This is a genomic window from Sphingobium sp. S6 (assembly GCF_905120495.1).
Classification (GTDB): Bacteria; Pseudomonadota; Alphaproteobacteria; order Sphingomonadales; family Sphingomonadaceae; genus Sphingobium; species Sphingobium agri.
This window is the reverse complement of sequence record NZ_CAJHOG010000002.1, coordinates 695,587-719,333: the sequence shown is the minus strand read 5'-3', so window position 1 is coordinate 719,333 and position 23,747 is coordinate 695,587. Positions and strand designations below refer to the sequence as shown.

Sequence of the window (23,747 nt, the reverse complement as noted above, 5' to 3'; positions counted from 1 at the left end):
CCAGTGGTTCGCGTCTGTCAGACGGCAGCCAATCCCATCAGATCCGTTCGCCTGAAAGCCGCTGGCACAGCATGTCCAGCTGGTCGAGTGTCGAATAACGCAAGGACAATGTGCCGCCCGCACCTTCGCCATGCCCGATCTCTACCTTGACCCCGAGAATGTCGGCAAGATGCTGCTCCAACGCAGCGATGTCGGGATCCTTGCCTGATGAAGGCGCGGAGGGCGCGCGGCTGCGCGGGGCTGCCCCTTCCCCCTTCTTCGACCGGCGAACCAGTTCCTCGGTATCTCTGACCGACAGGCCCTTGGCTTCGACAGTCTGCGCCAGCGTTTCGCAATCGGGAGCGCCAATCAAGGCCCGAGCGTGCCCCATGGACAGCTTCTGCTCCACCACCTGCCGCTGTACGGATGCTGGCAAGTCCAGCAGCCGGATCAAATTGGCGATGTGGCTACGCGATTTGCCGACGATCCGGCCCAACGCTTCCTGGCTGTGATGAAAGTCGGCGATCAGCTTCCGGTAAGCCTCCGCCTCTTCGATCGGATTGAGATCCTCGCGCTGGATATTTTCCACGAGCGCGATTTCCAGCGTCTCTGCTTCGTCAAAATCACGAACGATTGCTGGAATACGATGTAGTTGCGCGCGCTGGGCGGCGCGCCAGCGGCGTTCCCCCGCAACGATCTGAAATCCGCCACCATGCGGACGGACGATGATCGGCTGTATGACGCCGCGTTTCCCGATGCTGTCGGCGAGTTCCGCCAAAGCGCCTTCGTCAAAATGGCGGCGGGGCTGTTCCGGGTGAGGCTGGATCAGCGCCACCTCGATGCTCTGGATCGCCTTGGTCGAAGCTGAAGGCGTTTGAGGCGCCACCGGCTCTTCTCGGGAAACATCGCCCAACAATGCTGACAAACCGCGGCCAAGTCCATGGGGACGTTTAGCCACCTTCAGCTTATCATCACTATCGCTGCTCACGCTGCAGCCTCCTGTCGGGGCAGTCGTGAAATCAGTTCGCGGGCAAGGCGCATATAGGCTTCCGATCCGGAGCAACGAAAATCATAGATAAGTGCGGGCACGCCATGACTTGGCGCTTCAGAAAGCCTGACATTACGCGGAATCACCGTGGAAAATACCAAGTCTCCCAAGCACGCCCGGACATCATCAGCAACTTGATCGGTCAGCCGGTTTCGACGGTCATACATCGTAAGAGCCACCCCCAGGATCGAAAGACCGGGATTGAAACGTCCACGTATCCGCTCAACCGTTTGCAACAACTGCGACAGCCCTTCCAACGCAAAGAACTCACATTGAAGAGGGACAAGAAGTGATTGCGCCGCCACCATCGCGTTGATGGTGAGCAAGCCAAGAGAAGGAGGACAGTCGATCAGACAAATGTCCCATCGCCCTGCTTGGGCTTCACTGAGAACCCGCTCCAGCCTATGGGTCCGCTCTTCATATTCGATCAACTCGATTTCAGCACCAGACAGGTCCTGGGTTGCAGCGACGATGTCCAACTTGGGCACGCGCGTTGGATGGATAGCGTCTTCGATGGCGCAATTACCAACCAGCAGATCGTAGCTCGACCATGTCCTGTCAGCTTGATTAACGCCCAAACCCGTGGATGCATTTCCTTGCGGATCTAGATCGATTAGCAGCACTCGCAACCCCGTCGCTGCCAGCCCTGTAGCCAAGTTTATCGCGGTCGTGGTTTTCCCCACCCCGCCCTTCTGATTGGCAATGGCGATACGGATCATTTGCGACCTTTCTTGCCCCTTGGTGCGACTGACCGTGCTATAATAATTGCACTTTCCGGATCAGTGATGCTGCGTTCCACGTGAAACACACCCTGCCATGAGGATCGCGCCGCCTCCAGTTCAATTTGCGCATTGCGCCCTTTTGGTAAGATCCACAGGCTTTTATCCGTGGATAAATGCAGCGCCGATGAAAACAGTCGGTCCAGAGGCGCATAGGCCCGCGCGCTAATCACAGCTGCCTCACTCGCGGGGGCACTCTCGACCCGACCGCCATACACACCTGCATTGTTGAGCGACAATTCACCGACAAGCCGGTTCAAAAAATCGATCCTCTTTCTGCGCGACTCTATCATCAGAACGGGCCGTTCACTCAATATAGCGACCACGATCGCCGGCAGCCCTGCTCCTGATCCCAAGTCGATCCATAGCCCTTCGTTCGCAGCGCCATGTAACTTCATCAACTGAGCAGAGTCTACGATGTGCCTCGACCACACATGCTCGCGCGTTGATTCCGCGATCAAATTCTGCTGATCCATTTCCGCCAAAAGCATCTGCACATAGCCGTCCAAGCGTGCCCATGTTTCACGTGGAACGTCGAAATTCGCCTTCAGCCACGTCTTCGCTTCGTCCTCGGTCATGCCGCCTGCCGACGCACATGAACGAGCAAGGCCGCCAGGGCCGCAGGCGTAATGCCCCTTATGCGCGCTGCCGCTGCGAGCGTATCGGGACGAGCCCGGTCGAGACGCTCCACCATTTCACTGGAAAGGCCACCGACTGAGGCGAAATCAAAATCCATCGGAATGATCACCCGCTCGTCACGGCGCAGAGCCGCAATCTCGGCAGCCTGGCGCTCGAGATAGGGAGCATAATGCGCATCTTCCAAAATCTCTTCCCGGAGGTCAGGGTCGATGTTGGTAAGCGACGGCGCGAGGGCAAACAGTAGTTCCCGCTGCACCTCCGGAAAACGCGCCCATTCAAACAGGCTTCGCCGCGCGCCGTCTTGCCGGACATTTGCTCCGGCACGGGCAAGCTGGGTGGCGCTGAACTGCTCTGCGAGCTCCTTGTCGACAACGACCCTTTGCGCCGACAAGTTATCATGGTGAGCGAGCCGCTTTTCACCCAGAAGGCCATGCTCCCGGCCGATATCCCCAAGCCTCGAACCCGCATTGTCTGCCCGCAGTCGTAGCCGATACTCCGCCCGCGCGGTCAACATCCGGTAAGGTTCAGTCACCCCCTGAAGCACCAGATCATCAATCAGGACGCCGATGTAGCTACTCGCCCGGTCAAGGATCATCGGCTCGACGCCACGCGACCGCGCCGCCGCATTCACGCCGGCGACGAGCCCCTGGGCGGCGGCCTCCTCATACCCGGTCGTGCCATTGATCTGGCCTGCACAGAAGAGACCCGGCACGTCCCGCATCTCCAACGTATGCTGAAGGGCGCGCGGATCGATATGATCATATTCGACCGCATAGCCCGGAACAACGATCTCGACCTGCTCTAGCCCGATCATAGAGCGGACCATCCTTTCTTGGACATCTGCGGGCAGAGACGTGCTGATCCCGTTCGGATAGACCAGCTCCGTATCCAACCCTTCCGGTTCCAGGAAAATCTGGTGACCATCCCGATCCCCGAAACGGATCACCTTGTCCTCGATCGACGGGCAGTAGCGCGGCCCCCGCCCTTCGATCGCGCCGCTGAACAAAGGTGACCGCCCCAAGCCATCCCGTATGATTGCGTGCGTAACCGCATTCGTACGCGTGATCGCGCAACTCAATTGAGGAAGCTGCCGGTGCTTCGACAGCGCCGACATCGTCCAGCCCCCCTCATCCGATGCCTGCTCTTCCAGCACAGCCCAGTTGATTGTACGACCGTCGAGCCGCGGCGGCGTACCAGTTTTCAACCGCGCGATCGGCAGCCCAAGCTCGCGGAGTTGCAGCCCAAGCGCCGCCGCAGACCGCTCTCCCGTCCTCCCGCCAAAGCTTGTTTCTTCGCCTCGGAAAAGCTTTCCGCCAAGGAAGGTGCCGGTTGCCAGAATGACGGCCGGTGCCGACAGGCGCGTGCCATCCGCCAGCGCCAGTCCAGCCACTTCACCCTTGTCCAGCAACAAGGCGGAGGCTTCACCTTCAACCAAGGTCAATCCCACCTGAGCCTCGATCATACGATGGATCGCGGCGCGATAATGCGCTCGATCCGCCTGCACTCTTGGCCCCTGAACCGCGGCGCCCTTACTGCTGTTGAGCATGCGATAGTGGATGGCTGCAGCGTCCGCAGCTCTCGCGATTAGGCCATCGAGCGCATCAACCTCTCGGACCAGATGGCCCTTGCCCAAGCCGCCTATAGCAGGATTGCAGGACATCGCGCCTACGGTCGCCTTCTCAAAGGTGAGAAGTGCCACTTGCGCACCCTTTCGGGCAGCAGCAGCCGCTGCTTCGCACCCGGCATGGCCGCCGCCAACCACAATCACATCAAAAGCTGTCCGCATGGCCGTGCCCATAACAGACTTGGTGGATCGGGGCAAAACTGTTCCACGTGGAACAGAGCTCATTTGCCGATACAAAATCCCGCAAAAAGGCGGTCCAGCATATGCTCGGTACTGGCGCGGCCAGTCAGACTGTCGATGGCTGCGCGAGCGTGGCGTAATTCCTCCGCAACTATCAGGAAGTCGCCACTTGCCGCTGCGCTGCTCAAATGTTCGGCAAGCGACATAACCCCGCGCCGCTGGCGCTCATGCAACGCATATTCGCTTTCGCCAGGCAAGAGAGCAGCGGCTCGCTCCAGCAATGTGGATATGAGTTCGGCCATTCCTTCCCCTGTGACGGCGGATATCGGCAAGCCTTGGGCAACGGCCCGGCGGTCGCATTGGGCGGCGACCAGTATTGCGTCGGGCCGGGGCAGTTCCGCAGCGTCACCGAGCCACAAGATGATATCCGCGCTATCCAACGCCGCGCGCGCGCGATCCATCCCGATCATCTCGATGGCGTCCGAAGTGCTATGCCGCAGTCCAGCGGTGTCGGTAAAGAGGAAGGCTGTGCCCCCCAGCGCCGCAGGTACTTCGATCCGGTCGCGCGTCGTCCCGGCAACTTCGGAAACGATCGCGGCATCACGCCCAACGAGCGCATTCAGCAGTGTCGATTTCCCGGCATTGGGCGGTCCGGCAAGCACCACCCTGATACCGTCGCGCAGCCGCTCGGCCGAGGGGGCAGCGAGAACCGATCTCACCTCAATGGCCAACTCTCGAGCGCCACTGGCAACGAACGCTTCGGCACCAGCCTCCGGTACGTCATCCTCGTCAGAGAAATCCAGCACGGCCTCAGTCATCGCGGACAGATCAAGCAGCCGCGTCTGCCACGCCTCCAGCCGTCGAGAAAAATGCCCTTCCGACATGAGCAAGGCCGCGCGCCGCTGCTGCTGTGTTTCGGCAGCGAGCAGATCGGCCAGTCCTTCGACTTCATTCAGATCCATGCGCCCGTGTGCAAAAGCACGCCGCGTGAATTCACCCGGAGCCGCAGGCCGCAGGCCGGAGAAGGATTTCAGTGCGTCTTCAATCCCGGCCACCACCGCGCGCCCGCCATGACAATGGATTTCAGCCAGATCTTCACCGGTCGCAGTTGTCGGCCCAGGAAACCACAATATCAGCGTCCGATCGAGCGGCATCCCGTTGCGGGGGTCCTTCAATAATGCCAAACGCGCGCGCCTGGGCTCAGGAAGGTGTCCCGCCAGACTCTGAAGCACCGCCGCCGCAGAAGGCCCGCTAATCCGGATGACGGCAATGGCTGCCGGCGGCGCACCGCTCGACAATGCAAAGATCGTGTCAGCCATCAATGGCTCAAGGCTTGTCGCCATTCTTCCCCGGAACGCTGGCCAAGCCGATATCCATCATCTGCCGGAACAAGCGCATCCCCGCATCACCCAGCGGAGAGAAGCTTTTGAACATGGTTTCCATCTGCTCGACATTGGCAATGCCGTCGAAGCTGTCGAGCATAGTCTTCACATATTTGTCGTGTATCGGCGTCACGTCGGGAAGGCCTAGGAAAGACCGTGCTTCGGCTGGGGTACAATCTACGTCCACGGTCACTTTCATGTCATGCGCCTTCGTCTGCGGAACCCTGATCGTCATGCCGCAACATGGGCCACAAACGCAAATAAATTGGCAAAAGCGGCGTTGGCGGCTCACCCAAAGCCGATTATCCTCACCCTAAACTCCGATATAGGGAAGGATAACAGCCATGGGATCATTCACGTCAGTTTCGACCCTGGAAGGCGATGGCCAATTCGACGCCTATGTTGCACAGCCGCAAAGCACGCCCCGCGCAGCGATCATCGTCATTCAAGAAATTTTCGGAGTGAATGAGGGCATCCGGCGCAAATGCGAAAATTGGGCGGCCCAGGGCTATCTGGCCGTCGCGCCCGATCTGTTTTGGCGCGATACCCCGCATGTCGAACTGAACGCGGATGTCGCCGAGGATTTCCAGGCAGCGATCAACCATATGCAGAAGCTGGATCAGGACCGCGCCATTTATGATATCGAAGCAGCGATCAAGTTCGCGCGGGCCCAGCTTGGTGGTGATGGCAAGGTTGGCGTTGTCGGCTACTGCCTCGGCGGCCGCCTGACGTTCATGGCTGCCTGCCGGACCGATGGCGACGCTTTTGTCGGCTATTATGGCGTTGGCATCGACAATCTCCTGAGTGAGCAACATGCGATCGGCAAGCCGGTGATGCTGCATATTCCCACCGCTGATGGCTTCGTGCCGCCGGACGTGCAAAAGAAGATGCATGAGGGCCTGAAGGACAATCGCCATGTGGTCCTTCATGATTATGAAGGGCTTGATCACGGCTTCGCCGCCGAGATGGGCGTCCGCCGGGTGGAAGAAGCCGCTCAATTGGCGGACCAGCGGACAGCCGACTTCTTCGCTACACATCTCTAAACAGGCCGCAATCAATGGCTCAGGCTTGGCGCATGGTCATTCGCGAGACCGGCGGTCCGGAGGTGATCGAGCGGGAGGATTTCCATCCCGCTCCCCCGGCAAAGGGTGAGGTGCTGATCGCGCAGGACGCCATAGGCCTGAACTTCATCGATACCTATCACCGCTCCGGCCTCTACGGCACCCCGCTCCCGCTCACCCTCGGCGTGGAAGGCGCGGGCTATGTCGCGGCCGTCGGGCCGGGCGTTGAGGGCCTGGCCGTCGGGGACAAAGTCGGTGCGGCGGGTGGCTTTGGCGCCTACGCCACCCATCGTACCGTCGCGGCCGACCGGGTGATCAAGATTCCGGCGGAAATCGCCACGGACGAAGCGGCCGCGATGATGCTGAAGGGGATGACCGCATGCTTCCTGGCCGAAGACACACTGACCTTGCGGTCCGGCCAGGTGGCGCTGGTTCATGCCGCGGCGGGCGGTGTCGGATCAGTGCTGGTGCCTTGGCTTCGCGACAAGGGCGTGGCCGTCATCGCGCATAGCGGCTCTCCAGAAAAAGCCGCTCAGGTCGAGGCGGACCATAGCCTGTACTGCTCATTCACAGACCTTGCCGGCCAAGTGCGTGAGCTGACGGAAGGAAACGGCGTCGATGTGGTCTATGATGGCGTGGGCAGGGACAGCTGGACGGCCTCACTCGCTTCGCTCAAGCGGCGCGGCATGATGGTGAGCTACGGCAATGCGTCGGGTCCGGTGTCGCCCATTTCGCTGCTGGAGCTCAGCCGAGCCGGATCGCTCTATGTGACCCGACCCACCCTGTTCGACTATATCGCCACGCGGGAAGAGTTGGACCATGTCAGCGCGCGTCTGTTCGATCGCATGCGCCGCGGCATCGTTCGCCCGCATATCGGGCAGCGCTACGCCTTATCGGATGTTGCCGAAGCGCACCAGGCGCTGGAAGGGCGGAAGACGATGGGCAGCACCATATTGGTGCCCGACGGGGTTTAAAAAAGCAGGAAAGCAGGCGGCGGGCATCAAACCCGCCGCCGCCGCTCATTAGCTGAAGAGCGTCAGGACGCCGACTTGATGGTCGACGAAACCTTCATAGATCATCTTCACCGCGACATAGATGATCACGGCGAGACCCAGATAAGCGATCCACCGGAAACGCTCGATATATTTGGCGATGATGTTCGCCGCGACGCCCATCAGAGCGACCGACAGAACAAGCCCGATGATCAGGATGCCGGGATGATCCCGCGCCGCGCCCGCGACAGCCAGCACATTGTCCAGGCTCATCGACACGTCGGCTACGGCAACAGCCCAAGCTGCGGCCGCGAAGCTCTTGGCGGGCCGCAGCCCCGAAACGTCGTCGTCGCTGGGGTCCGGCGTATCCGCACCCCGCTTCGGGTGCAGTTCGCGCCACATCTTCCAACTGACCCACAGCAGCAGCAACCCACCGGCCAGGATGAGGCCGACGATCTGCATCAACTGCGTCACGACCAATGCGAAACCGATACGCAGCACCAACGCCGCGATGATGCCGATCAGGATGACGCGCTGACGCTGCTGCACCGGCAGCCCCGCTGCCAGGGCGCCCACGACAATCGCATTGTCGCCAGCTAGCAGGATGTCGATCATCAGCACCTGGCCAAAGGCCGCCAGAGCAGTCGGAGAGCCGATATTGCTGAAGTCGTTGACGATGTGCCCCCAAATGTCGGCGGGCGATCCCAGACCCTGCGCAGCGGCAGCGGCAGTCGTAAGAAGGTCGATCATAACGGCCTGATATAACTCCGCTTACTGGTTCATCGAATCGAAGAAATCTTCGTTGGTCTTCGAATCCTTCATCTTGTCGAGCAGGAATTCCATCGCATCGACCGTGCCCATCTGCATCAGGATACGGCGCAGCACCCACATCTTGCTGAGCTTGGCCTTGTCCACCAGCAGCTCTTCCTTGCGGGTGCCCGACTTGCCGACATCCAGCGCCGGGAAGATGCGCTTGTCCGCAACCTTGCGGTCCAGCACGATTTCCGAGTTACCGGTGCCCTTGAATTCTTCGAAGATAACTTCGTCCATGCGGCTGCCGGTGTCGATCAGCGCGGTTGCGATGATCGAGAGCGAACCGCCCTCCTCGATATTGCGCGCCGCGCCGAAGAAGCGCTTGGGGCGCTGGAGCGCATTGGCGTCGACACCACCAGTCAAAACTTTGCCCGACGAAGGAACAACCGTGTTGTAGGCGCGGCCCAGACGGGTGATCGAATCGAGCAGGATCACCACATCCTTCTTGTGTTCCACGAGGCGCTTGGCCTTTTCGATCACCATCTCGGCAACCTGCACATGCCGCTGCGCCGGTTCGTCGAAGGTGGAGGACACCACCTCGCCCTTCACGCTGCGCTGCATGTCGGTGACTTCTTCCGGACGCTCGTCGATCAGCAGGACGATCAGGAAGACTTCCGGATGATTGTCGGTGATCGCCTTGGCGATGTTCTGCAACAGCACCGTCTTACCGGTGCGCGGCGGCGCGACGATCAGCGCGCGCTGGCCCTTGCCCTGCGGCGACACGATGTCAATGACGCGGGCCGACTTGTCCTTGACCGTGGGATCAAGCGTGTCGAGCACCAACTTCTGCGTCGGATAGAGCGGCGTCAGATTGTCGAAATTGACGCGGTGCCGGACGACTTCGGGATCGTCGAAATTGACCGAGATCAGCTTGGTCAGCGCGAAATAGCGCTCGCCATCCTTGGGTGCCCGGATTTCGCCTTCCACCGTGTCGCCGGTGCGCAGGCCGAACTTGCGAACCTGGTTGGGCGACACATAGATGTCGTCGGGACCGGCAAGGAAGTTTGCCTCCGGGCTGCGCAGGAAGCCGAAGCCATCGGGCAGCACTTCGATCGTGCCCTCGCCCATGATCTGCTCGCCATTCTCCGCCTCGGCCTTGAGGATGGCGAACATCAGGTCCTGCTTGCGCAGGGTCGACGCGCCTTCCACGCCCAATTCTTCCGCCATGGTGACAAGATCGGCGGGGGATTTCTTCTTGAGGTCCTTAAGGTGCATTCGACTTGAGTCCGATGGAGAGAGATGAGGAACGAAACTGCGATAGAAAAGGAGAGATCTGCCCGGTATGGAGAAACACGGGACTCCGGCGCGGGACGGCCGGGATAGACTGTCCGCGTTTAGCGATCAGCGCCCATGCAAGTCAAGGCACCGCGTCGCGTCCCGTTCCCGGAAAATGCGCGCTCCGCCGCTCCTGTCGGCAAATGGTGCAACAGTTGCGGCAATGGACCCGCGCCGCTCAACATGCTATGATCTGGCCTTCCCGCGGAAGAGGCGAAGGGCATGAGAAACGCGTGTCTCGTCCCGCCATTGGCAATGCTGATGTTCTGCCTGCCTGCTGCCGGTCAGCCCGTCCCGGCGGTCGATCCGCCCGCTATTGTCCGCACCCTTGCCGCCAGCGATGACCGCGTTTCCATTCCGATCCACATTGGTGGCCGGGGCCCTTGGAACTTCATCGTGGATACGGGCTCGCAACGCACCGTCATATCCCGTGACCTTGCCGATCAACTCGCCCTGCCCGCCCGCCGCCCCGTCACCATCGTCAGCATGGCTGGGCGCAGCGAAGCGCGAACGGTTGCCCTCCCCCGCCTCGGCTATGGCAAGGAAATGATCGACGATATCGAGGCTCCGGTTCTGGAGGCTGATCATCTCGGCGCGGCTGGACTGCTGGGGCTCGACAGCCTGCATGCCAAGCGTCTCCTCCTCAATTTCCGCACCGGACGCATGGAAATCGGCGCCAGCCGTCCCTCATGGCGAGATCCCAATGCGATCATCGTCGAGGCGCGGCGGCGCAAGGGACAGTTGATCCTGCTCCATTCCGACGCGAACGGGCTGAAGGTCAACATCATCCTCGACACCGGCACACACCTCAGCGTCGGGAACCTGGCCCTGCGCGACAAGCTGATCCGCAAGAAACGTGCGCCCTTGATGAGCGAAGTCAGCCTGATCAGTGTCACGGGCGAGACCTTGACCGGGCAACTCGGGCGCATCGGCAAGATCCGCATGGGGCCGATCTCTCTAACCGACCTGCCGGTCATGTTCGCCGATGCGCAGCCTTTCCGGGAACTCGGCCTGGCCGACAAGCCCACTTTGCTGCTCGGCATTCAGGCGCTCAAGATGTTCGACCGCGTCGCCATCGATTTCGGCCGGGGAAAAATCGACTTCCTGATGCCGGACGCGAGCGCCCTCGACCGGCAGCGCCTGGCCAGCGCACCGCGTAAGGCCGGTTAGCGCGGCGGGGGCCGCCGCCCTTCGCGGCCGAGCACCTGGTCGATCCATTGCTGATCCAACCGGGGCGGCGTCGTGCGGGCGGGAGGCGCCTGCTCGACGGGTTGGTCGTCCGGCTCCGTGCCGTCATCCTCTTGCTGCTGGTCCTGGCTGATCGGCATGCCATTTTCATCCACCATCATGCCACCGCCCGATCCATTGTCGGGCTCGCCATAATAGGCTTCCTCGTCCGGCTCCAATTGCCATTCGGGCAGCGTCACCTGCGTCTCGAACTGTTCCACGGGTCGGCGCGAAACGGCGACCTTCATATAGTCGGCGAAGGCATGGGCGGGCGCGCGTCCCCCCTGCAACACGCCGACAGGGCGCGCATCGTCCCGGCCCATCCAGACGCCCGTCGTGATGCCGCTGGAAAAGCCTAGGAACCAACCATCCTTGTTGCTGCTCGTCGTGCCGGTCTTGCCCGCCACAGGGCGGCCAATCTGCGCGGCCTTGCCGGTGCCTGTGCTGACCGCCGTCTGCATGAGGTCGGTCATGCCCGCCGCCACCCAGGGCGCGACAAGCACGCGGCTGGTATCATCCTGATGCTGGTAAAGCAGCCGCCCGTCGGCCGTCGTTACCTTGGTGATGCCATAGGGCGTCACCGCCACGCCCTTGCGCGCGATGGAGGCAAAGGCGCGCGTCATGTCGATCAGGCGCACGTCGGACGTGCCCAGCACCATCGAAGGATGCGTGTTAATCGGCGTCGTCACGCCAAAGCGTCGCGCCATGTCCGCCACCGTCGGAAAGCCGACTTCCACGCCCAGCTGCGCCGCGACCGTATTGATCGAATAAGCGAAGGCAGTGCGCACATCGATGTCGCCGGAAAAGCGCCCCGAACTGTTGCGCGGGCTCCATCCATTGATCGTGACGGGCTTGTCGGTCACGCCCGTATCCGGCGTGTAACCCGCCTCCAGCGCCGCCATGTACACGAAGATCTTCCACGCCGAACCCGGCTGTCGCGTTGCGGTGGTCGCGCGATTATAGTTGGACGTCACATAATCGAGCCCGCCGACCATCGCCCGCACCGCCCCATCGCGATCAAGCGACACCAGCGCGCCCTGTGCGCCCCCCGGCACATTGGCCTGGATCGCCGCGGTGGCGGCCTTCTGCATGCCAAGGTCGATAGTCGTATACACTTCCAGCGGTTCATTCGGCTCATCGACGAGCACGTCGAGCTGCGGCAAAGCCCAATCCGTGAAGTAACGGACGCTGTTTTGCGGCGGCTCCGGCGCCATCTTGACGTCGTCCAGGTCGACGCTCGCGCGCTCGGCCGCGCTGATCGCGCCATTTTCCTGCATCAACTGCAACACCACGCCCGCGCGGCCGATCGCCGCTTCAGCGTCAGCGGTGGGGGAGTAGCTCGACGGTGCCTTCACAAGGCCTGCGATGATCGCGGCTTCCGGCAGATCAAGCGTGGTCGCGGGATGACCGAAGAACTTGCGGCTTGCGGCATCGATGCCATAGGCACCTCCGCCGAAATACACCTTGTTAAGGTACAGCTCCAAAATCTGCCGCTTGGAAAATTTCCGCTCCAGCGCCAGCGCCAGGATCATCTCCCTGACCTTGCGCCCCCAGCTATAGCTGTTGTTGAGGAAGATGTTGCGCGTCACCTGCTGGGTGATGGTCGACGCACCCTGCCAGCGGCGGCCCTTGCCCCGGTTCTCCAGCGCAACCCAGGTCGCGCGCGCCATGCCGATCGGGTCGACACCGGGATGCATGTAATAACGCTTGTCCTCGGTCGATACCATCGCATCGACCATGACCGTGGGGATCTGATCATAGGACAGCCAGCGGCCAAAGCTCGGCCCCAGAGAGACGATCACGCTACCGTCGGCGGCATGGACCCGGATCATCTGGCCATTGGGCGATGATTTCAGCGATTCATAGCTGGGAAGCGACTGATAGGCGATCACCACCGCAACGATGATCGCGAACAAAGCGCCAAGGGTCGCGAGCAGCCCGAACTTGAACGCCCTCACGAGCCACCGCTTCGCGCCCCCGGGCGTGTCCTTGCTCTTGCCTGATCGTGCCATCTATCCCGCCCGGATACGCGCTAACTGATAGAGCCGCCAGCGCAAATCGGACGCGAGCCTGCCCATGAGCCTGTTTCTCAAGAGGGACGACGCTTTACCGGCGATGAATGATTATTCAACCTCGTCGCGCGGCTTGAAATCCAGCGACGCGCTGTTCATGCAATAGCGCAGGCCGTTGACGCCCGGACCATCAGGGAAGACGTGGCCCAAATGCCCTTCGCACTTGGCGCAACGTACTTCGGTGCGGATCATGCCATGGCTGCTGTCGCGCACCTCTTCCACCGCGTCGATGTCCACGGGCGCGGTAAAGCTCGGCCAGCCAGACCCGCTGTCATATTTTTCCTCGGCATCGAACAGCTCGGCCCCGCATCCGGCGCAATAATAGACACCATCGGCCTTGTTGCCATTATATTTGCCGGTAAAGGCCCGCTCGGTCCCCGCCTCTCGCAACACATGAAATTGTTCGGGGGAAAGGCGCTCGCGCCATTCGGCATCGGTCAGGTTGAGCTTGTCCATGGCCGCAATATGGCGACGGCTCTTCCTGCGATCAAGCGCCTAGCGCTCCCGCGCCGCCTGCCGGGTAATGGCGAGCAATTCGTGCCGCACCATCAGGTCGCCGAGCCCCCTGCCCGATCGGCTCGCCCGCTCCGCCTGGCTTAGCCGTTGGATCACGCGGGCGATGCCATGCGCGTCCCACAGCCGTACCTGCCGGGTCACGACAGGCTTGTCCTTCCAGAACACCTGCTTGCCCGCCGCCTCGACCGCGCCTTCCAGCCGCCCGCTTTCATCGAAGGACGTACGAATATTGGCGATCAACATCGCCCGCGTCAGCAGCGGCCGCAGCACCGCCGCCATCGCTGTTCCCGCCTCGCCCAGGCGGCCCAATTCCCGGTGCATCGCGCGCAAGTCGCCTCCCAGCACCGCGTTCACCAGCGGAGCAGCGTCCGCATCGGGATTGTCGGCCGACAAGGCGTCCAGTGCTTGCGCCGTCGCCTCGGCAGGGCGATCCGGCGCGGCGTCGAGATAGAGGATCAGCTTCTCAATCTCGCCGCTCATCAGCGCGCGGTCGCCATTGGTAAGGTCGACGATCCGCTTGGCGAGGTCGTTGGGCAGACGCAGCCCCCCTTCCCGCGCGACCGCGACAGCGATCTGCTCGGCGTCTCGAGCGTCCGGCTGGTACGAAATGAACGCCATGGCTCGCGGACTATCGAGCACCAGCTTCAAAAGCTTCGACGTGCCCTTCAACGCCCCAGCCGTCGCGATCACGGGATTGCCTGCCGCCTCCGCCTCCAGCAGCGCCGTTACGGCAGCCAGCGATTCCTCGCCCATGCCATTCACCCGCACCCATCGGCGGTCGCCGAACATGGAAAAGGACGCAGCTTCATCAGCCAGCCGCGCAGGATCGTCCCGCAAAATGGGCCCGTCCAGATCGACGCGCTCGGCCTCGGGTCCCATCGCCCGCTCAAGCCTTTTGCCTAGCGCGGCGCTTCCCGCTTCATCGGGACCGTAGAGCAGGAAGAAACGGATATCGGCCGGCGGTGCGTCGAGCGCCTTTTCAATCTGGCCGCGATTGGCCTTCAACGCCGCTGGTCCCTCGCCGCGAACAGGGCGAGCCGGGATATGATCTGATCCGCGATCGTCTGCGACAAGCGCTCAAGCGCAGTGTCTTCCGCCGCGATCGTCGCATATTCGCTCGACGTGACGTCGATGCCGGCATCCGATCCGGCCGTGTCGTCGATAATCTGTGCGCCCTTGTCATCAATCAACTGATAGCGCGCCCGCAAGGTCCGCCGCTCGCGCGTGATCGCCTGGTCGGCGCGCAGGCCGAAGCCGCTGATCTGGTCATCCAGCTTCACCACCAGCCGATATCTCGGCCCCTCGCCGCTCATCGCGGCCAGGCGATCGTTCAGCGCGTTGCGAACCAGCCAACCAGCCTTGCCCTCGATCGGCGCGATGTCGATGCTACCCAACTTCTGCGCAACAGCGCCATGACTGCCGCCGCCATAAACGGGACGCAGCCCGCAGGCGGAAAGAGTAGCGAGGAGCAAGAGGGGAACAGCGTATCTCATCAGCAACCCTATATCCGTTCAGGCTGAGCCTGTCGAAGCCCCCTTCTTCCTCTTCGAAAGAAAAGTGCCCAAGCCCGCCCAGCCCGAACGGCAATCTTCAAATCACCAGATTGACCAGCCTGTCAGGCACCACGATCACCTTCTTCGGCGTCGCGCCGTCCAGCGTCCGTGCCACATTGGGCGCCGCCAGCGCGAGCCGTTCGAGTTCCTCCTTGGCCGTCCCCTTGGGCACGGTGATGGTATCGCGCAGCTTGCCCATCACCTGGCAGGCGATCGTCACTTCATCCTCGATCAGCAATGCCGGATCGACCTGCGGCCAGGCTGCGTCGGCGATCAGGCCGTCCTCGCTCATGTCCGCCCAGGCTTCCTCCGCCAGATGCGGCGTCATCGGCGCGACCAGAAGGGCCAAAGCCCGGATCGCCGCGCTTCGACTGGCGGATGGCTTGGCCTTCTCCACCGCATTGGTCAGCTCGTAGATCTTCGCTACCGCCTTGTTGAAGGACAGCGCCTCGATATCCTTCGCCACGCCGTCGATCGTCTGGTGCAGCTTGCGGTCGAGCGCCTTGTCCTGCCCCTCGGCAGCCTTGTCGGCCTCACCGAACAGCCTCCACAGGCGATTGATGAAGCGCCAGCTGCCCTCGATCCCGCTCTCCGTCCAGGGCAGATCGCGCTCCGGCGGGCTGTCGGACAGCATGAACCAGCGCACCGCGTCCGCGCCATATTGGGCAATGATGTCATCGGGATCGACGACATTCTTCTTGGACTTGGACATTTTCTCGACGCGGCCAACCGTGACCGGCGCGCCGCTGGCGAGCATCACCACCTTGTCGCCCTGCCGCTCCACATCCTGCGGGGCGAGCCAGGCGCCTTCCGGCGACTTGTAGGTCTCGTGCGTCACCATGCCCTGGGTGAACAGGCCGGTGAACGGCTCGGCGAAACCGATCTGCCCCATATACTGGAGCGCGCGGGTCCAGAAACGGGCATAGAGCAGGTGCAGGATCGCATGTTCCACGCCGCCGATATACTGACCCACCGGCAGCCACTTTTCGACCGTTTCCCGGTCGAACGGCTTGTCCTTAGGCTGGCTCGCGAAGCGGATGAAATACCAGCTGGAATCCGCAAAGGTATCCAGCGTATCCGTCTCGCGCCGCGCCGCCTTGCCGCATTTCGGGCAGTCGACATGCTTCCAGGTCGGATGCCGGTCGAGCGGGTTGCCGGGAACGTCGAAGCTGACATCCTCGGGCAGCAGGACGGGCAGCTGCTCCTTGGGCACGCCCACCGGCCCGCAATCCTCGCAATGGATCACCGGGATCGGCGTACCCCAATAGCGCTGGCGCGACACACCCCAGTCGCGCAGGCGAAACACGGTGGTGCCAGTGCCCCAGCCTTCGCTCTCGGCGCGGCGGATAACTTCGGCCTTGGCGTCCTCAACCGTCATGCCGTTGAGGAAATCGGAATTCACCATGCGTCCGGGGCCCGTATAGGCCTCGTCACCGATGCCCTTGTCCTCGTCGCCCTCGGCCGCGACCACGCGCTCGACGGGCAGCATATATTTGCGCGCAAAGTCCAGGTCGCGCTGGTCATGACCCGGCACCGCCATCACCGCGCCCGTGCCATAATCCATCAGCACGAAATTGGCGACGAACAGCGGCAGCTTCCGCCCGGTAAAGGGATGGATCACCGACAGGCCGGTGTCATAGCCCTTCTTCTCCTGCGTCTCGATCTCTGCCGCCGCAGTGCCGGTATGGCGGCATTCCTCCGCAAATGCGGCCAGATCCGCATCCTTCGCCTCCAGCAACAACGCCAGCGGATGGTCCGCCGCGATCGCCGCAAAGCTCGCGCCGAAGATCGTATCCGGACGGGTGGAGAACACCTCCAGTTCGCTGATGCCGCCTACCGCCTCGTCGAGCTTGAAGCGGAATTGCAGGCCGACCGACTTGCCGATCCAGTTTTCCTGCATCAGTCGCACCTTCTCGGGCCACTGATCCAACGTCTTCAGGCCGTTCAGGAGGTCTTCGGCAAACTGCGTGATCTTCAGGAACCACTGGCTGAGCTTGCGCTTCTCGACCGGTGCGCCCGACCGCCAGCCCTTGCCGTCGATCACCTGTTCGTTGGCCAGCACGGTCATATCGACCGGGTCCCAGTTGACCGCCGATTCCTTCCGGTAAACCAGCCCTGCTTCCATCATGTCGAGGAACAGCGCCTGCTCCTGCCCGTAATAATCGGGCTCGCAGGTCGCTAGCTCGCGGCTCCAGTCCAGCGCAAAGCCCAGCTTCTTGAGCTGCGCCCGCATCGTCGCGATATTCTCACGCGTCCAGCTGCCGGGATGCACCTTCTTTTCCATCGCGGCGTTCTCGGCCGGCATGCCGAAGGCGTCCCAGCCCATCGGATGCAGCACTTCATGCCCCGTCATCCGGCGGAATCGGGCCAGCACATCGCCCATCGAATAGTTGCGCACATGGCCGATGTGGATGCGGCCGGAGGGATATGGAAACATCTCCAGCACGTAGGAGCGCGGTTTGTCGCTGCTGTCCGACGCCTTGAACGTCTGCTTCTCGTCCCAGACGGCCTGCCAGCGGGCGTCCGCCTCCAGCGGGTTGAAGCGCCTTTGCATCTATTCCAAGTCCTCAAAATGCAGGCGGGCTGAGCTTTCGAGAAGCTCAGCCCCAGTTATTCAGGAAATCCTTTGAAGGGAATGGCTTATCCTGCAATGGCCATGCGGCGCAGGTCGCGCGCCTTGGTCAGGATAATCTCTTCCAGCTTCTGCACGGTCGCGGCCTGGACGGGCGCGTCGATCCACTGGCCGCCCTGATTGACCTGGCGGCTGGCCGCGACGCGCAGCGCATCGGCGCGCAGGTCCTGATCCAGGATCGACACGGTCAGCTTCATCCGCTCATTGGGCGAATTGGGGTTGGCATACCAGTCGGTGACGATGACGCCGCCGTTCGAATCCGTCTGCACCATCGGCATGAAAGACAGCGTGTCCAACGTCGCCCGCCACAGATAGCTGTTGACGCCGATCGTCGTCACCTTGGACGCGGCCAGATCGGCCTTGGGGCGCTCCTTGGACCCGCCACCGCAGGCGGCAAGCGGCAGAAGCGCGGCCAGCAGCAGACCGGCGGAAACAGGGGCGGGTAGGCGGCGGACCATCAGGCATGTCCCATATTGAGGAAAAACGCCCCGCTTCTATAGAGAAGCCGTGGCAATGGGCAAGGGGGAGGGCGGACGCCCAAGAAACGCTTCGCCGCGCCGTGCGTTTGGACTCTGTGTGTTCCGTGCAACAGCGCGGACAAAAAGGTCATGACGCACTACCCATTGCAGGCACATAGGTGTACAGCTTTAAAAAATTAGTCGGTGGGGAAGAGATTCGTGTGATGCGCATGAATAGGGGACATTTGGCGTTAGCGGGCGCGGCAGTTGCCGTCGCTGGCTTCATGCTGTCTCCTGCCATTGGCGCTGCCACCGATCTTGTGAAGCTCCGCGCCGATGTCCCGGTTTCGCTCGGCGCGCTGGGCAGCATCTCCTCCTTCACGCCCACGACCAAGGATCCGCGCCTCGCTGCCGCCTATGCGCGCATCGCAGCTTCGGCCGGGCGTCAGAATTTCAAGTTCACGCCCACCAGCGGTTCGCTCAGCGGACAGCGCTCGGTAACGGTCATGGTCCGCGCGGCCGACCTCAATGATCGCGTGACGGTCAGCCGCACGATCGACCCGGTCGGCATCGCGCCCGTCGCCTTCAGCCTGAACAATGCGCATAACTGGCGCAAGTTCGCCCTGCCCGAAGCGGTGGGTCGCAAGGAACTGGACCCGGTTTCGATCGAGCAGATGGCTGGCGCGAAGAATTTCTCGCTGGATCAGGGCAAGAATCGTTTCAGCACCAAGGTGATGATCGAAAGCCGCCGCGATCCGGGCACCGCGATCCGCAACCCGAACGCGGACAAGGATTATTCGCTGGATCTCGCCAGCTCCTATTCGCTGACGCGCAACCTGAACGTCACCGCTGGTCTTCGCTACAATAATAGTGTGATCGGCCGCCTGACCCCGATGACCGACGACCGCCAGGATAATCAGGCGGTGTATCTGGGCACCGTATTCAAGTTCTGATCCTGGTCTCCAGCTGCCTTCAACCTATGATTTGAGCCACTCCCCCGTCATCCCTGCGAATGTTGGGATTTCGTGAGGGTGAGCGCTGTCAAAAACCAACAGGCCTGGGGCGCATTGTCTAGCGGCCAGGATCCAAAACATTCCCCTGTTCCCTTCAGGGATCAGCCAGAGGCACCTGACCCTGGCCGAGGTGCCGAGCGAAGTGAAGGCGGGAGCGGGGACGATTAGGGCGACGTTCCCTCAATCCCCTTTTCCCAACCCTCTCCCCTGAAGGGGAGAGGGAGAATTCACTCCTGTGCAAGCCACTATGATCCCTCAGTAAGACCATCAATCGCCGCCCAGCCCGAAGCGCCGATCCCCTTCAGCATCAGCCGATGTTCCGCACGAACGCCTCCCAATGCGACGATCGGCACCCTCGCCCTGCGCGCCAGAGCCCCGAACGCGACCCGCCCCAGCACCCTCCCCCCCGGATGCGACCGCGTCGCAAAGAGCGGCGAGAGGAAGACAAGGTCCACCCCCGCCCGCTCAGCCGCTCGCAATTCGCGCGCATTGTGAACGGCCATGCTGCGAACCAGAGGCCGCGCCGCCCGCCAGTATCCCCGCCCATGCCAGCCATCGGCACCCCAGGCCGCTGCCTCACGCGCCGATCCCGCTAGCAGCAGCATGAGGCCCCGCCGCCGCGCCACCTGCGCCAGCCTGTGGAACAGGTCCCGTCGCGCACCCACGCTGGTATGATAATGGCGGAACAGAATACCTCCTCGCCCCTTCGGCAACCGCGCAGCGCTCGCCAGCAGCGCATCATCCGACACACGCTCGTCCGTCACCAGCCAGATCGAGGGCAGATTTTTAGCGTAGCGGGCTCTCATCGCCCTCGCCTATAGCAGCCCCTATGACGACCGACAGCATCGAAGCCGCCGACCGGCTGAACGCCCTGCGCGACACAATGGGGCGTGCGGCCCGCCTCACCGGCCGCACCACCGATGACATAACCCTCATCGCCGTCTCCAAGACGCAGGAAGCCGCCGCCATCCGGCCGCTCATCGCCGCGGGCCAGCACATATTCGGCGAAAACCGTGTTCAGGAAGCCCAGGCCAAATGGCCCATGCTGCGAGAGGAAACCCCCGGCCTTTCCCTGCATCTTGTCGGCCAACTGCAATCGAACAAGGCGGCCGACGCCGTCGCCCTGTTCGACGTCATCCATTCGCTCGATCGCCCTTCCCTGCTCACCGCGCTCGCCAAGGCCATGGATGCGGCCGACAAGCGCGTCCCCTGCTTCATTCAGGTCAATATCGGCGCGGAAGAGCAGAAGGGCGGCTGCCCAATCGCGGAAACCCCGGCACTGATCCGCGCCGCCCGCGACGCCGGCATCCCCGTGGCCGGCCTGATGTGCGTCCCCCCCGCGGACGTCGAGCCCGCGCCCTATTTCGCGCTGTTGGCAAAGATCGCCCGGGACGAGGGCATGGATCAGCTATCCATGGGCATGTCGGGCGATTTCGAAACGGCGATCATGCTGGGCGCCACCCATATTCGCGTCGGCACGGCCCTGTTCGGCGAAAGGCCTTCTCCCGCCCGCCCTGTTCCGGCGAGCGGGAGAGGCATGATCAGAAACTCCCGCGAAGGGTAATGCCGTAGGTGCGCGGTTCAGCCAGATAGGCTGAAATCAGCTGGTTTGCCATCACGACGGAAGCAGGCGGGGTTCCGCAAGTTCCGCCGAACTGCCCCGTCGATGAGGTGCAGGGACTGCTCGACTGCAACGGACTGCTGAACGCCACCTGTGTATAATCCTGGTTGAAGATATTCTGGCCCCAGAATTCCACGGCCCAGCGCTGCTCGGGTCCCCGAATGCCGACCCGCGCGTTGAACACGGCAAAGCCATCCTGCCGCTTTTCGGGGAACAGGTCCGACCCGGTGTTGAAGTCGCTGGTCATGCGCCCGTCGATATAGAAAAGCGCGGATAGCCCGGAGGAGCCGATCTCCGGCGTCCAGGATGCGCTGACCGTCGTCACCACCTCGGGCGCCTGGCTGTTGAGCGATCCCGGCAGCAGGAACAGCGCCGGATCGAGCGGTACGGACCCGTCGCCACTGCCCACCAGCCGGTTGGCGAATTTCGCCCGCGCATAGGTAAATCCGCCCGCCACGCGGACATTGCGCACTGGCGACGCCGACAGTTCCAGTTCGACGCCCTGGCTGATCAGGCCCGGTCCCACATCATCGCTGTCACAGGTGCGGCCTGCCGAAAGCGATCCATCACAGCCATTGATATTCTGGACGACGAAGCTGGTGCCGTTGAAGGTGTTCAGCTGGAAATTCTTGAACTCCTGCCGGAACGCCGCGATGTTCACGCTCCACTTGGGTTGGGTATATTTCAGCCCCACTTCAAAGGCATCGACCTTCTCCGCGGCAAAGCGAAGGCTGCTCACATCGGCATTGCTGCGCGGAGAGAAGACGGCGGGAACGGGGTTCAGCCCGGTCGATCCAAGCTGGAACCGATCGAGATTATAGCCGCCCGCCTTATATCCCTTCGAATAGCTGCCATAGACCAGCATTTCGTCCAAAGGCTTCCATGACAGCACGGCCGTTCCGGAAAACTCGCCATCGCTGATCCTGTCGTTGAGGTTCAGCGTGTTGAGCCCGGTCGAACTGTTGCCCAGGCAACCCAGCGTCAATATGCCCTGCGCCAACGCGGCAGCGCTACCCAATGCAGGGGTGGTGGCGATCTCGAACAGGTCGTTCAGCGCCCCGGGATTGCGCGCCTGCAACGCAGCGCAAGTTCCGTTATTATTGCTGAAATCTGCCGAGAAACGCTTTGTCTCATGCGTGTAGCGCAGGCCCAGCGTCAGATCGAGCTGCTTGGTGATGTGAATGATGTTGTGGGTGAAGAGCGCCCAATTTTCGCTCTTCTGACGATATACCGACGCCAGATCGCCCGTGCCGCCGGGAATCGCTGCCAATGCGCGCAGCCCGTTGCCAAGGCCGGTTGAAAGTGCGCCCGCGGCGCCAGCGCCGATCGCAGGCGTCAGACCGGCATTGAGCTGGGCCTGCGTCCCGCTGATCAGCGCCTGTGTCGCGAGGCCACTACCGCACGCCGCGAGTTGCTGCGCCGTCAGGTTGCTGTTGACCCCAGCCCCGGCCATCAGGCGGCACGCGGCAAAGCGGCCATAGTCGTCGCCGAAGACGATGTTGTCCTCCAGCGTCAGCTTCTCATGCGCATAGTAGCCGCCCACCAGCCAGTCGAGAACCTCGCCAAAGGCGGAGCCTTGCGCGCGCAATTCTTGGGTGAAGGTGCGGAACTGACGATAGGTGTTGGGGTCGCGGTACAGCAGGTCAGCGCCGCTATAATCATAATCGCCATAGTCCTGGCTCTTATAATCGCGATAGGCGGTGATGCTGGTCAGTTTCGCGCCGCCCAAGTCGTAATTGACCTCGCCCGACAGGCCCCAATCCTTGACTTTGCTGACGTAATCGCGCCCGGGCGTGATCGTCAGCTCGCGGTCGTAGGGATCGGACGGAAAGACACTGCCCTGTCCCGCCAGGATCGCGGCGATGCGATTGAAGGGAGCCGTGCTGTACCCGCCGCCCGCCACCGGCCGCCGCTCGCGCGTCTCGATATAGGCCGCGCCGCAGCAGCTTTCGTCACGATTGGTATAATCGCCGATCAACCGGATCGACAGCGCGTCATTGGGTTCGAACAACGCCTGCCCGCGCAGGAAATAGCGATCGCGATCATTGGTCTCGCCGACCTTGTTTCCGCTCGCGTCCACCAGGTCGAAAAAGCCGTCCCGCTTCGACCAGACCCCATCCAGGCTGAGCGCAAGCTTGTCGGACACGGGCCCTGTGATGCGCCCGGCGAGCCGCCAATAGTCGTAATTGCCGTAGGTGACCTCGGCCTTGCCGCCCAATTCGAATTCCGGCGCCTTGCTGATCACGTTGATGAGGCCAGCCGAGGCGTTGCGCCCGAACAGCGTCCCCTGCGGCCCGCGCAGCACTTCCACGCGCTCGATCTCGCCCAGTTCATTGAGGCCCGCCCCAGTGCGAGAGCGATAGACGCCATCGATGAACACCGCGACCGAGCTTTCCAGCCCCGGATTGTCGCCGACCGTGCCGATGCCGCGAATGCGGGCGGACGCATTGGCTTCCGACCCGGTCGAAGACACCAGCAGCGATGGCGCAAGCTGGTTGAGCGACCGGATATCGCTGGCGCCGCTATTCTGCATGGCCTGCGCCGTCACGGCTGATACCGCGATCGGCACGTCCGACAGCGGACTGGCCCGGCGCGTCGCCGTTACGATGATGATGCCTTCATCCTCTGCCGCGCTGGTCTGCGGTTGGGTTTCCTGCGCCTGCGCATGGGATACGGATCCAGCCAGCGCGATCATGCCGGCGGACAACAGCCAAAGATTCTTCTTGCTCATGAGACCCTTTCCTCTCCTGCAGCGCATGATTGTCCCATGTCGTCTACGGAGTGCGATTATGCGGACACAGCAGGCCAAAGGCAAGGCAAGCCAGCTTTTCCAACCCTTTGCGTCCGTTGCTTTACCTGATTACAGGTTTCTGTGGCTTAGCA

21 protein-coding genes are annotated in these 23,747 nt (G+C 62.3%); 5 read left to right on the top strand and 16 right to left on the bottom strand.

The window, feature by feature from the left end; translation table 11 throughout:
- Positions 1 to 37 precede the first annotated feature (37 nt).
- From SPHS8_RS10590 to SPHS8_RS10565, 6 genes are read right to left on the bottom strand one after another with little or no spacing between them, the layout of a single operon-like run.
- Entirely contained in the window at positions 38 to 967 is a 930-nt protein-coding gene (locus tag SPHS8_RS10590) for a ParB/RepB/Spo0J family partition protein (RefSeq protein ID WP_201515442.1), read from the bottom strand.
- Positions 964 to 1,746: a ParA family protein gene (locus SPHS8_RS10585; RefSeq protein WP_097090534.1), complete on the bottom strand. Its 783-nt coding sequence runs from the start codon at positions 1,744 to 1,746 to the stop codon at positions 964 to 966. Before SPHS8_RS10585 ends, SPHS8_RS10590 begins: the two co-directional genes overlap by 4 nt.
- Positions 1,743 to 2,384: a 16S rRNA (guanine(527)-N(7))-methyltransferase RsmG gene (gene rsmG, locus SPHS8_RS10580; protein ID WP_201515441.1), complete on the bottom strand. Its 642-nt coding sequence runs from the start codon at positions 2,382 to 2,384 to the stop codon at positions 1,743 to 1,745. Before rsmG ends, SPHS8_RS10585 begins: the two co-directional genes overlap by 4 nt.
- A complete protein-coding gene (gene mnmG / locus SPHS8_RS10575) occupies positions 2,381 to 4,231 on the bottom strand; it encodes a tRNA uridine-5-carboxymethylaminomethyl(34) synthesis enzyme MnmG (protein WP_201515440.1) in 1,851 nt (616 codons plus the stop codon). Before mnmG ends, rsmG begins: the two co-directional genes overlap by 4 nt.
- A 59-nt stretch (positions 4,232 to 4,290) precedes the next feature.
- Positions 4,291 to 5,568, bottom strand: a complete 1,278-nt coding sequence (gene mnmE, locus SPHS8_RS10570) for a tRNA uridine-5-carboxymethylaminomethyl(34) synthesis GTPase MnmE (protein WP_201515439.1) — start codon at positions 5,566 to 5,568, stop codon at positions 4,291 to 4,293.
- Positions 5,569 to 5,575: 7 nt separating this feature from the next.
- On the bottom strand, positions 5,576 to 5,830 hold the full coding sequence (locus SPHS8_RS10565) for a DUF6489 family protein (RefSeq protein ID WP_097092615.1): 255 nt from the start codon (positions 5,828 to 5,830) through the stop codon (positions 5,576 to 5,578).
- Positions 5,831 to 5,975: 145 nt separating this feature from the next.
- Here SPHS8_RS10565 and SPHS8_RS10560 point away from each other — a divergent pair, with 145 nt between their 5' ends.
- Both SPHS8_RS10560 and SPHS8_RS10555 read left to right on the top strand, forming a co-directional pair.
- A complete protein-coding gene (locus SPHS8_RS10560; RefSeq protein WP_201515438.1) occupies positions 5,976 to 6,674 on the top strand; it encodes a dienelactone hydrolase family protein in 699 nt (232 codons plus the stop codon).
- A gap of 14 nt (positions 6,675 to 6,688) precedes the next feature.
- Positions 6,689 to 7,666 carry a quinone oxidoreductase family protein gene (locus SPHS8_RS10555; RefSeq protein ID WP_236575081.1) on the top strand — a complete coding sequence of 326 codons (978 nt, stop codon included), beginning with the start codon at positions 6,689 to 6,691 and terminating at the stop codon, positions 7,664 to 7,666.
- Between the two features lie 48 nt (positions 7,667 to 7,714).
- On the opposite strand, the gene SPHS8_RS10550 is transcribed toward SPHS8_RS10555, so the two are convergent.
- Positions 7,715 to 8,434: a YjbE family putative metal transport protein gene (locus SPHS8_RS10550; RefSeq protein ID WP_201515437.1), complete on the bottom strand. Its 720-nt coding sequence runs from the start codon at positions 8,432 to 8,434 to the stop codon at positions 7,715 to 7,717.
- 21 nt (positions 8,435 to 8,455) lie between these two features.
- Positions 8,456 to 9,712: a transcription termination factor Rho gene (rho, locus tag SPHS8_RS10545; protein WP_097090538.1), complete on the bottom strand. Its 1,257-nt coding sequence runs from the start codon at positions 9,710 to 9,712 to the stop codon at positions 8,456 to 8,458.
- A gap of 315 nt (positions 9,713 to 10,027) precedes the next feature.
- Here rho and SPHS8_RS10540 point away from each other — a divergent pair, with 315 nt between their 5' ends.
- The gene (locus tag SPHS8_RS10540; RefSeq protein ID WP_236575091.1) at positions 10,028 to 10,942 is read left to right on the top strand and encodes a retroviral-like aspartic protease family protein; all 915 of its coding nucleotides are present in this window, start codon (positions 10,028 to 10,030) and stop codon (positions 10,940 to 10,942) included.
- On the opposite strand, the gene SPHS8_RS10535 is transcribed toward SPHS8_RS10540, so the two are convergent.
- From SPHS8_RS10535 to SPHS8_RS10510, 6 genes are all read right to left on the bottom strand, one after another.
- Entirely contained in the window at positions 10,939 to 13,011 is a 2,073-nt protein-coding gene (locus SPHS8_RS10535) for a transglycosylase domain-containing protein (RefSeq protein WP_201515435.1), read from the bottom strand. The genes SPHS8_RS10540 and SPHS8_RS10535 overlap by 4 nt on opposite strands.
- A 111-nt stretch (positions 13,012 to 13,122) precedes the next feature.
- Complete coding sequence (msrB, locus tag SPHS8_RS10530; RefSeq protein ID WP_097090540.1) at positions 13,123 to 13,527, bottom strand: peptide-methionine (R)-S-oxide reductase MsrB; 405 nt, start codon at positions 13,525 to 13,527, stop codon at positions 13,123 to 13,125.
- A 39-nt stretch (positions 13,528 to 13,566) separates the two neighbouring features.
- Positions 13,567 to 14,592 (bottom strand): DNA polymerase III subunit delta, encoded by a 1,026-nt coding sequence (holA, locus tag SPHS8_RS10525; RefSeq protein ID WP_201515434.1) that lies wholly within the window; start codon positions 14,590 to 14,592, stop codon positions 13,567 to 13,569.
- Entirely contained in the window at positions 14,589 to 15,080 is a 492-nt protein-coding gene (gene lptE, locus SPHS8_RS10520; protein ID WP_201515433.1) for an LPS assembly lipoprotein LptE, read from the bottom strand. Before lptE ends, holA begins: the two co-directional genes overlap by 4 nt.
- Positions 15,081 to 15,177: 97 nt before the next feature.
- The gene (gene leuS / locus SPHS8_RS10515) at positions 15,178 to 17,694 is read right to left on the bottom strand and encodes a leucine--tRNA ligase (protein ID WP_201515432.1); all 2,517 of its coding nucleotides are present in this window, start codon (positions 17,692 to 17,694) and stop codon (positions 15,178 to 15,180) included.
- 86 nt (positions 17,695 to 17,780) lie between these two features.
- Positions 17,781 to 18,230 (bottom strand): DUF3576 domain-containing protein, encoded by a 450-nt coding sequence (locus SPHS8_RS10510; protein WP_201515431.1) that lies wholly within the window; start codon positions 18,228 to 18,230, stop codon positions 17,781 to 17,783.
- Between the two features lie 224 nt (positions 18,231 to 18,454).
- On the opposite strand from SPHS8_RS10510, the gene SPHS8_RS10505 reads away from it, so the two are divergent.
- Positions 18,455 to 19,183, top strand: a complete 729-nt coding sequence (locus SPHS8_RS10505; protein WP_097090544.1) for a hypothetical protein — start codon at positions 18,455 to 18,457, stop codon at positions 19,181 to 19,183.
- A gap of 305 nt (positions 19,184 to 19,488) precedes the next feature.
- On the opposite strand, the gene SPHS8_RS10500 is transcribed toward SPHS8_RS10505, so the two are convergent.
- A complete protein-coding gene (locus SPHS8_RS10500) occupies positions 19,489 to 20,049 on the bottom strand; it encodes a thiamine phosphate synthase (protein WP_201515430.1) in 561 nt (186 codons plus the stop codon).
- A gap of 23 nt (positions 20,050 to 20,072) precedes the next feature.
- On the opposite strand from SPHS8_RS10500, the gene SPHS8_RS10495 reads away from it, so the two are divergent.
- Entirely contained in the window at positions 20,073 to 20,807 is a 735-nt protein-coding gene (locus SPHS8_RS10495) for a YggS family pyridoxal phosphate-dependent enzyme (RefSeq protein ID WP_201515429.1), read from the top strand.
- Here SPHS8_RS10495 and SPHS8_RS10490 read toward each other — a convergent pair.
- Complete coding sequence (locus SPHS8_RS10490) at positions 20,785 to 23,595, bottom strand: TonB-dependent receptor (protein ID WP_201515428.1); 2,811 nt, start codon at positions 23,593 to 23,595, stop codon at positions 20,785 to 20,787. The genes SPHS8_RS10495 and SPHS8_RS10490 overlap by 23 nt on opposite strands.
- Positions 23,596 to 23,747 lie beyond the last annotated feature (152 nt).

Coding starts and splice junctions, on each gene's coding strand:
- SPHS8_RS10510 (WP_201515431.1), bottom strand. CDS start 18,230: ATGGTCCGCCGCCTACCCGCCCCTGTTTCCGCCGGTCTGCTGCTGGCC.
- SPHS8_RS10535 (WP_201515435.1), bottom strand. CDS start 13,011: ATGGCACGATCAGGCAAGAGCAAGGACACGCCCGGGGGCGCGAAGCGG.
- mnmG (WP_201515440.1), bottom strand. CDS start 4,231: ATGCGGACAGCTTTTGATGTGATTGTGGTTGGCGGCGGCCATGCCGGG.
- SPHS8_RS10550 (WP_201515437.1), bottom strand. CDS start 8,434: ATGATCGACCTTCTTACGACTGCCGCTGCCGCTGCGCAGGGTCTGGGA.
- mnmE (WP_201515439.1), bottom strand. CDS start 5,568: ATGGCTGACACGATCTTTGCATTGTCGAGCGGTGCGCCGCCGGCAGCC.
- SPHS8_RS10495 (WP_201515429.1), top strand. CDS start 20,073: ATGACGACCGACAGCATCGAAGCCGCCGACCGGCTGAACGCCCTGCGC.
- lptE (WP_201515433.1), bottom strand. CDS start 15,080: ATGAGATACGCTGTTCCCCTCTTGCTCCTCGCTACTCTTTCCGCCTGC.
- SPHS8_RS10585 (WP_097090534.1), bottom strand. CDS start 1,746: ATGATCCGTATCGCCATTGCCAATCAGAAGGGCGGGGTGGGGAAAACC.
- msrB (WP_097090540.1), bottom strand. CDS start 13,527: ATGGACAAGCTCAACCTGACCGATGCCGAATGGCGCGAGCGCCTTTCC.
- leuS (WP_201515432.1), bottom strand. CDS start 17,694: ATGCAAAGGCGCTTCAACCCGCTGGAGGCGGACGCCCGCTGGCAGGCC.
- rsmG (WP_201515441.1), bottom strand. CDS start 2,384: ATGACCGAGGACGAAGCGAAGACGTGGCTGAAGGCGAATTTCGACGTT.
- SPHS8_RS10565 (WP_097092615.1), bottom strand. CDS start 5,830: ATGAAAGTGACCGTGGACGTAGATTGTACCCCAGCCGAAGCACGGTCT.
- SPHS8_RS10555 (WP_236575081.1), top strand. CDS start 6,689: ATGGCTCAGGCTTGGCGCATGGTCATTCGCGAGACCGGCGGTCCGGAG.
- SPHS8_RS10540 (WP_236575091.1), top strand. CDS start 10,028: ATGCTGATGTTCTGCCTGCCTGCTGCCGGTCAGCCCGTCCCGGCGGTC.
- SPHS8_RS10490 (WP_201515428.1), bottom strand. CDS start 23,595: ATGAGCAAGAAGAATCTTTGGCTGTTGTCCGCCGGCATGATCGCGCTG.
- SPHS8_RS10500 (WP_201515430.1), bottom strand. CDS start 20,049: ATGAGAGCCCGCTACGCTAAAAATCTGCCCTCGATCTGGCTGGTGACG.
- SPHS8_RS10505 (WP_097090544.1), top strand. CDS start 18,455: ATGCGCATGAATAGGGGACATTTGGCGTTAGCGGGCGCGGCAGTTGCC.
- rho (WP_097090538.1), bottom strand. CDS start 9,712: ATGCACCTTAAGGACCTCAAGAAGAAATCCCCCGCCGATCTTGTCACC.
- SPHS8_RS10560 (WP_201515438.1), top strand. CDS start 5,976: ATGGGATCATTCACGTCAGTTTCGACCCTGGAAGGCGATGGCCAATTC.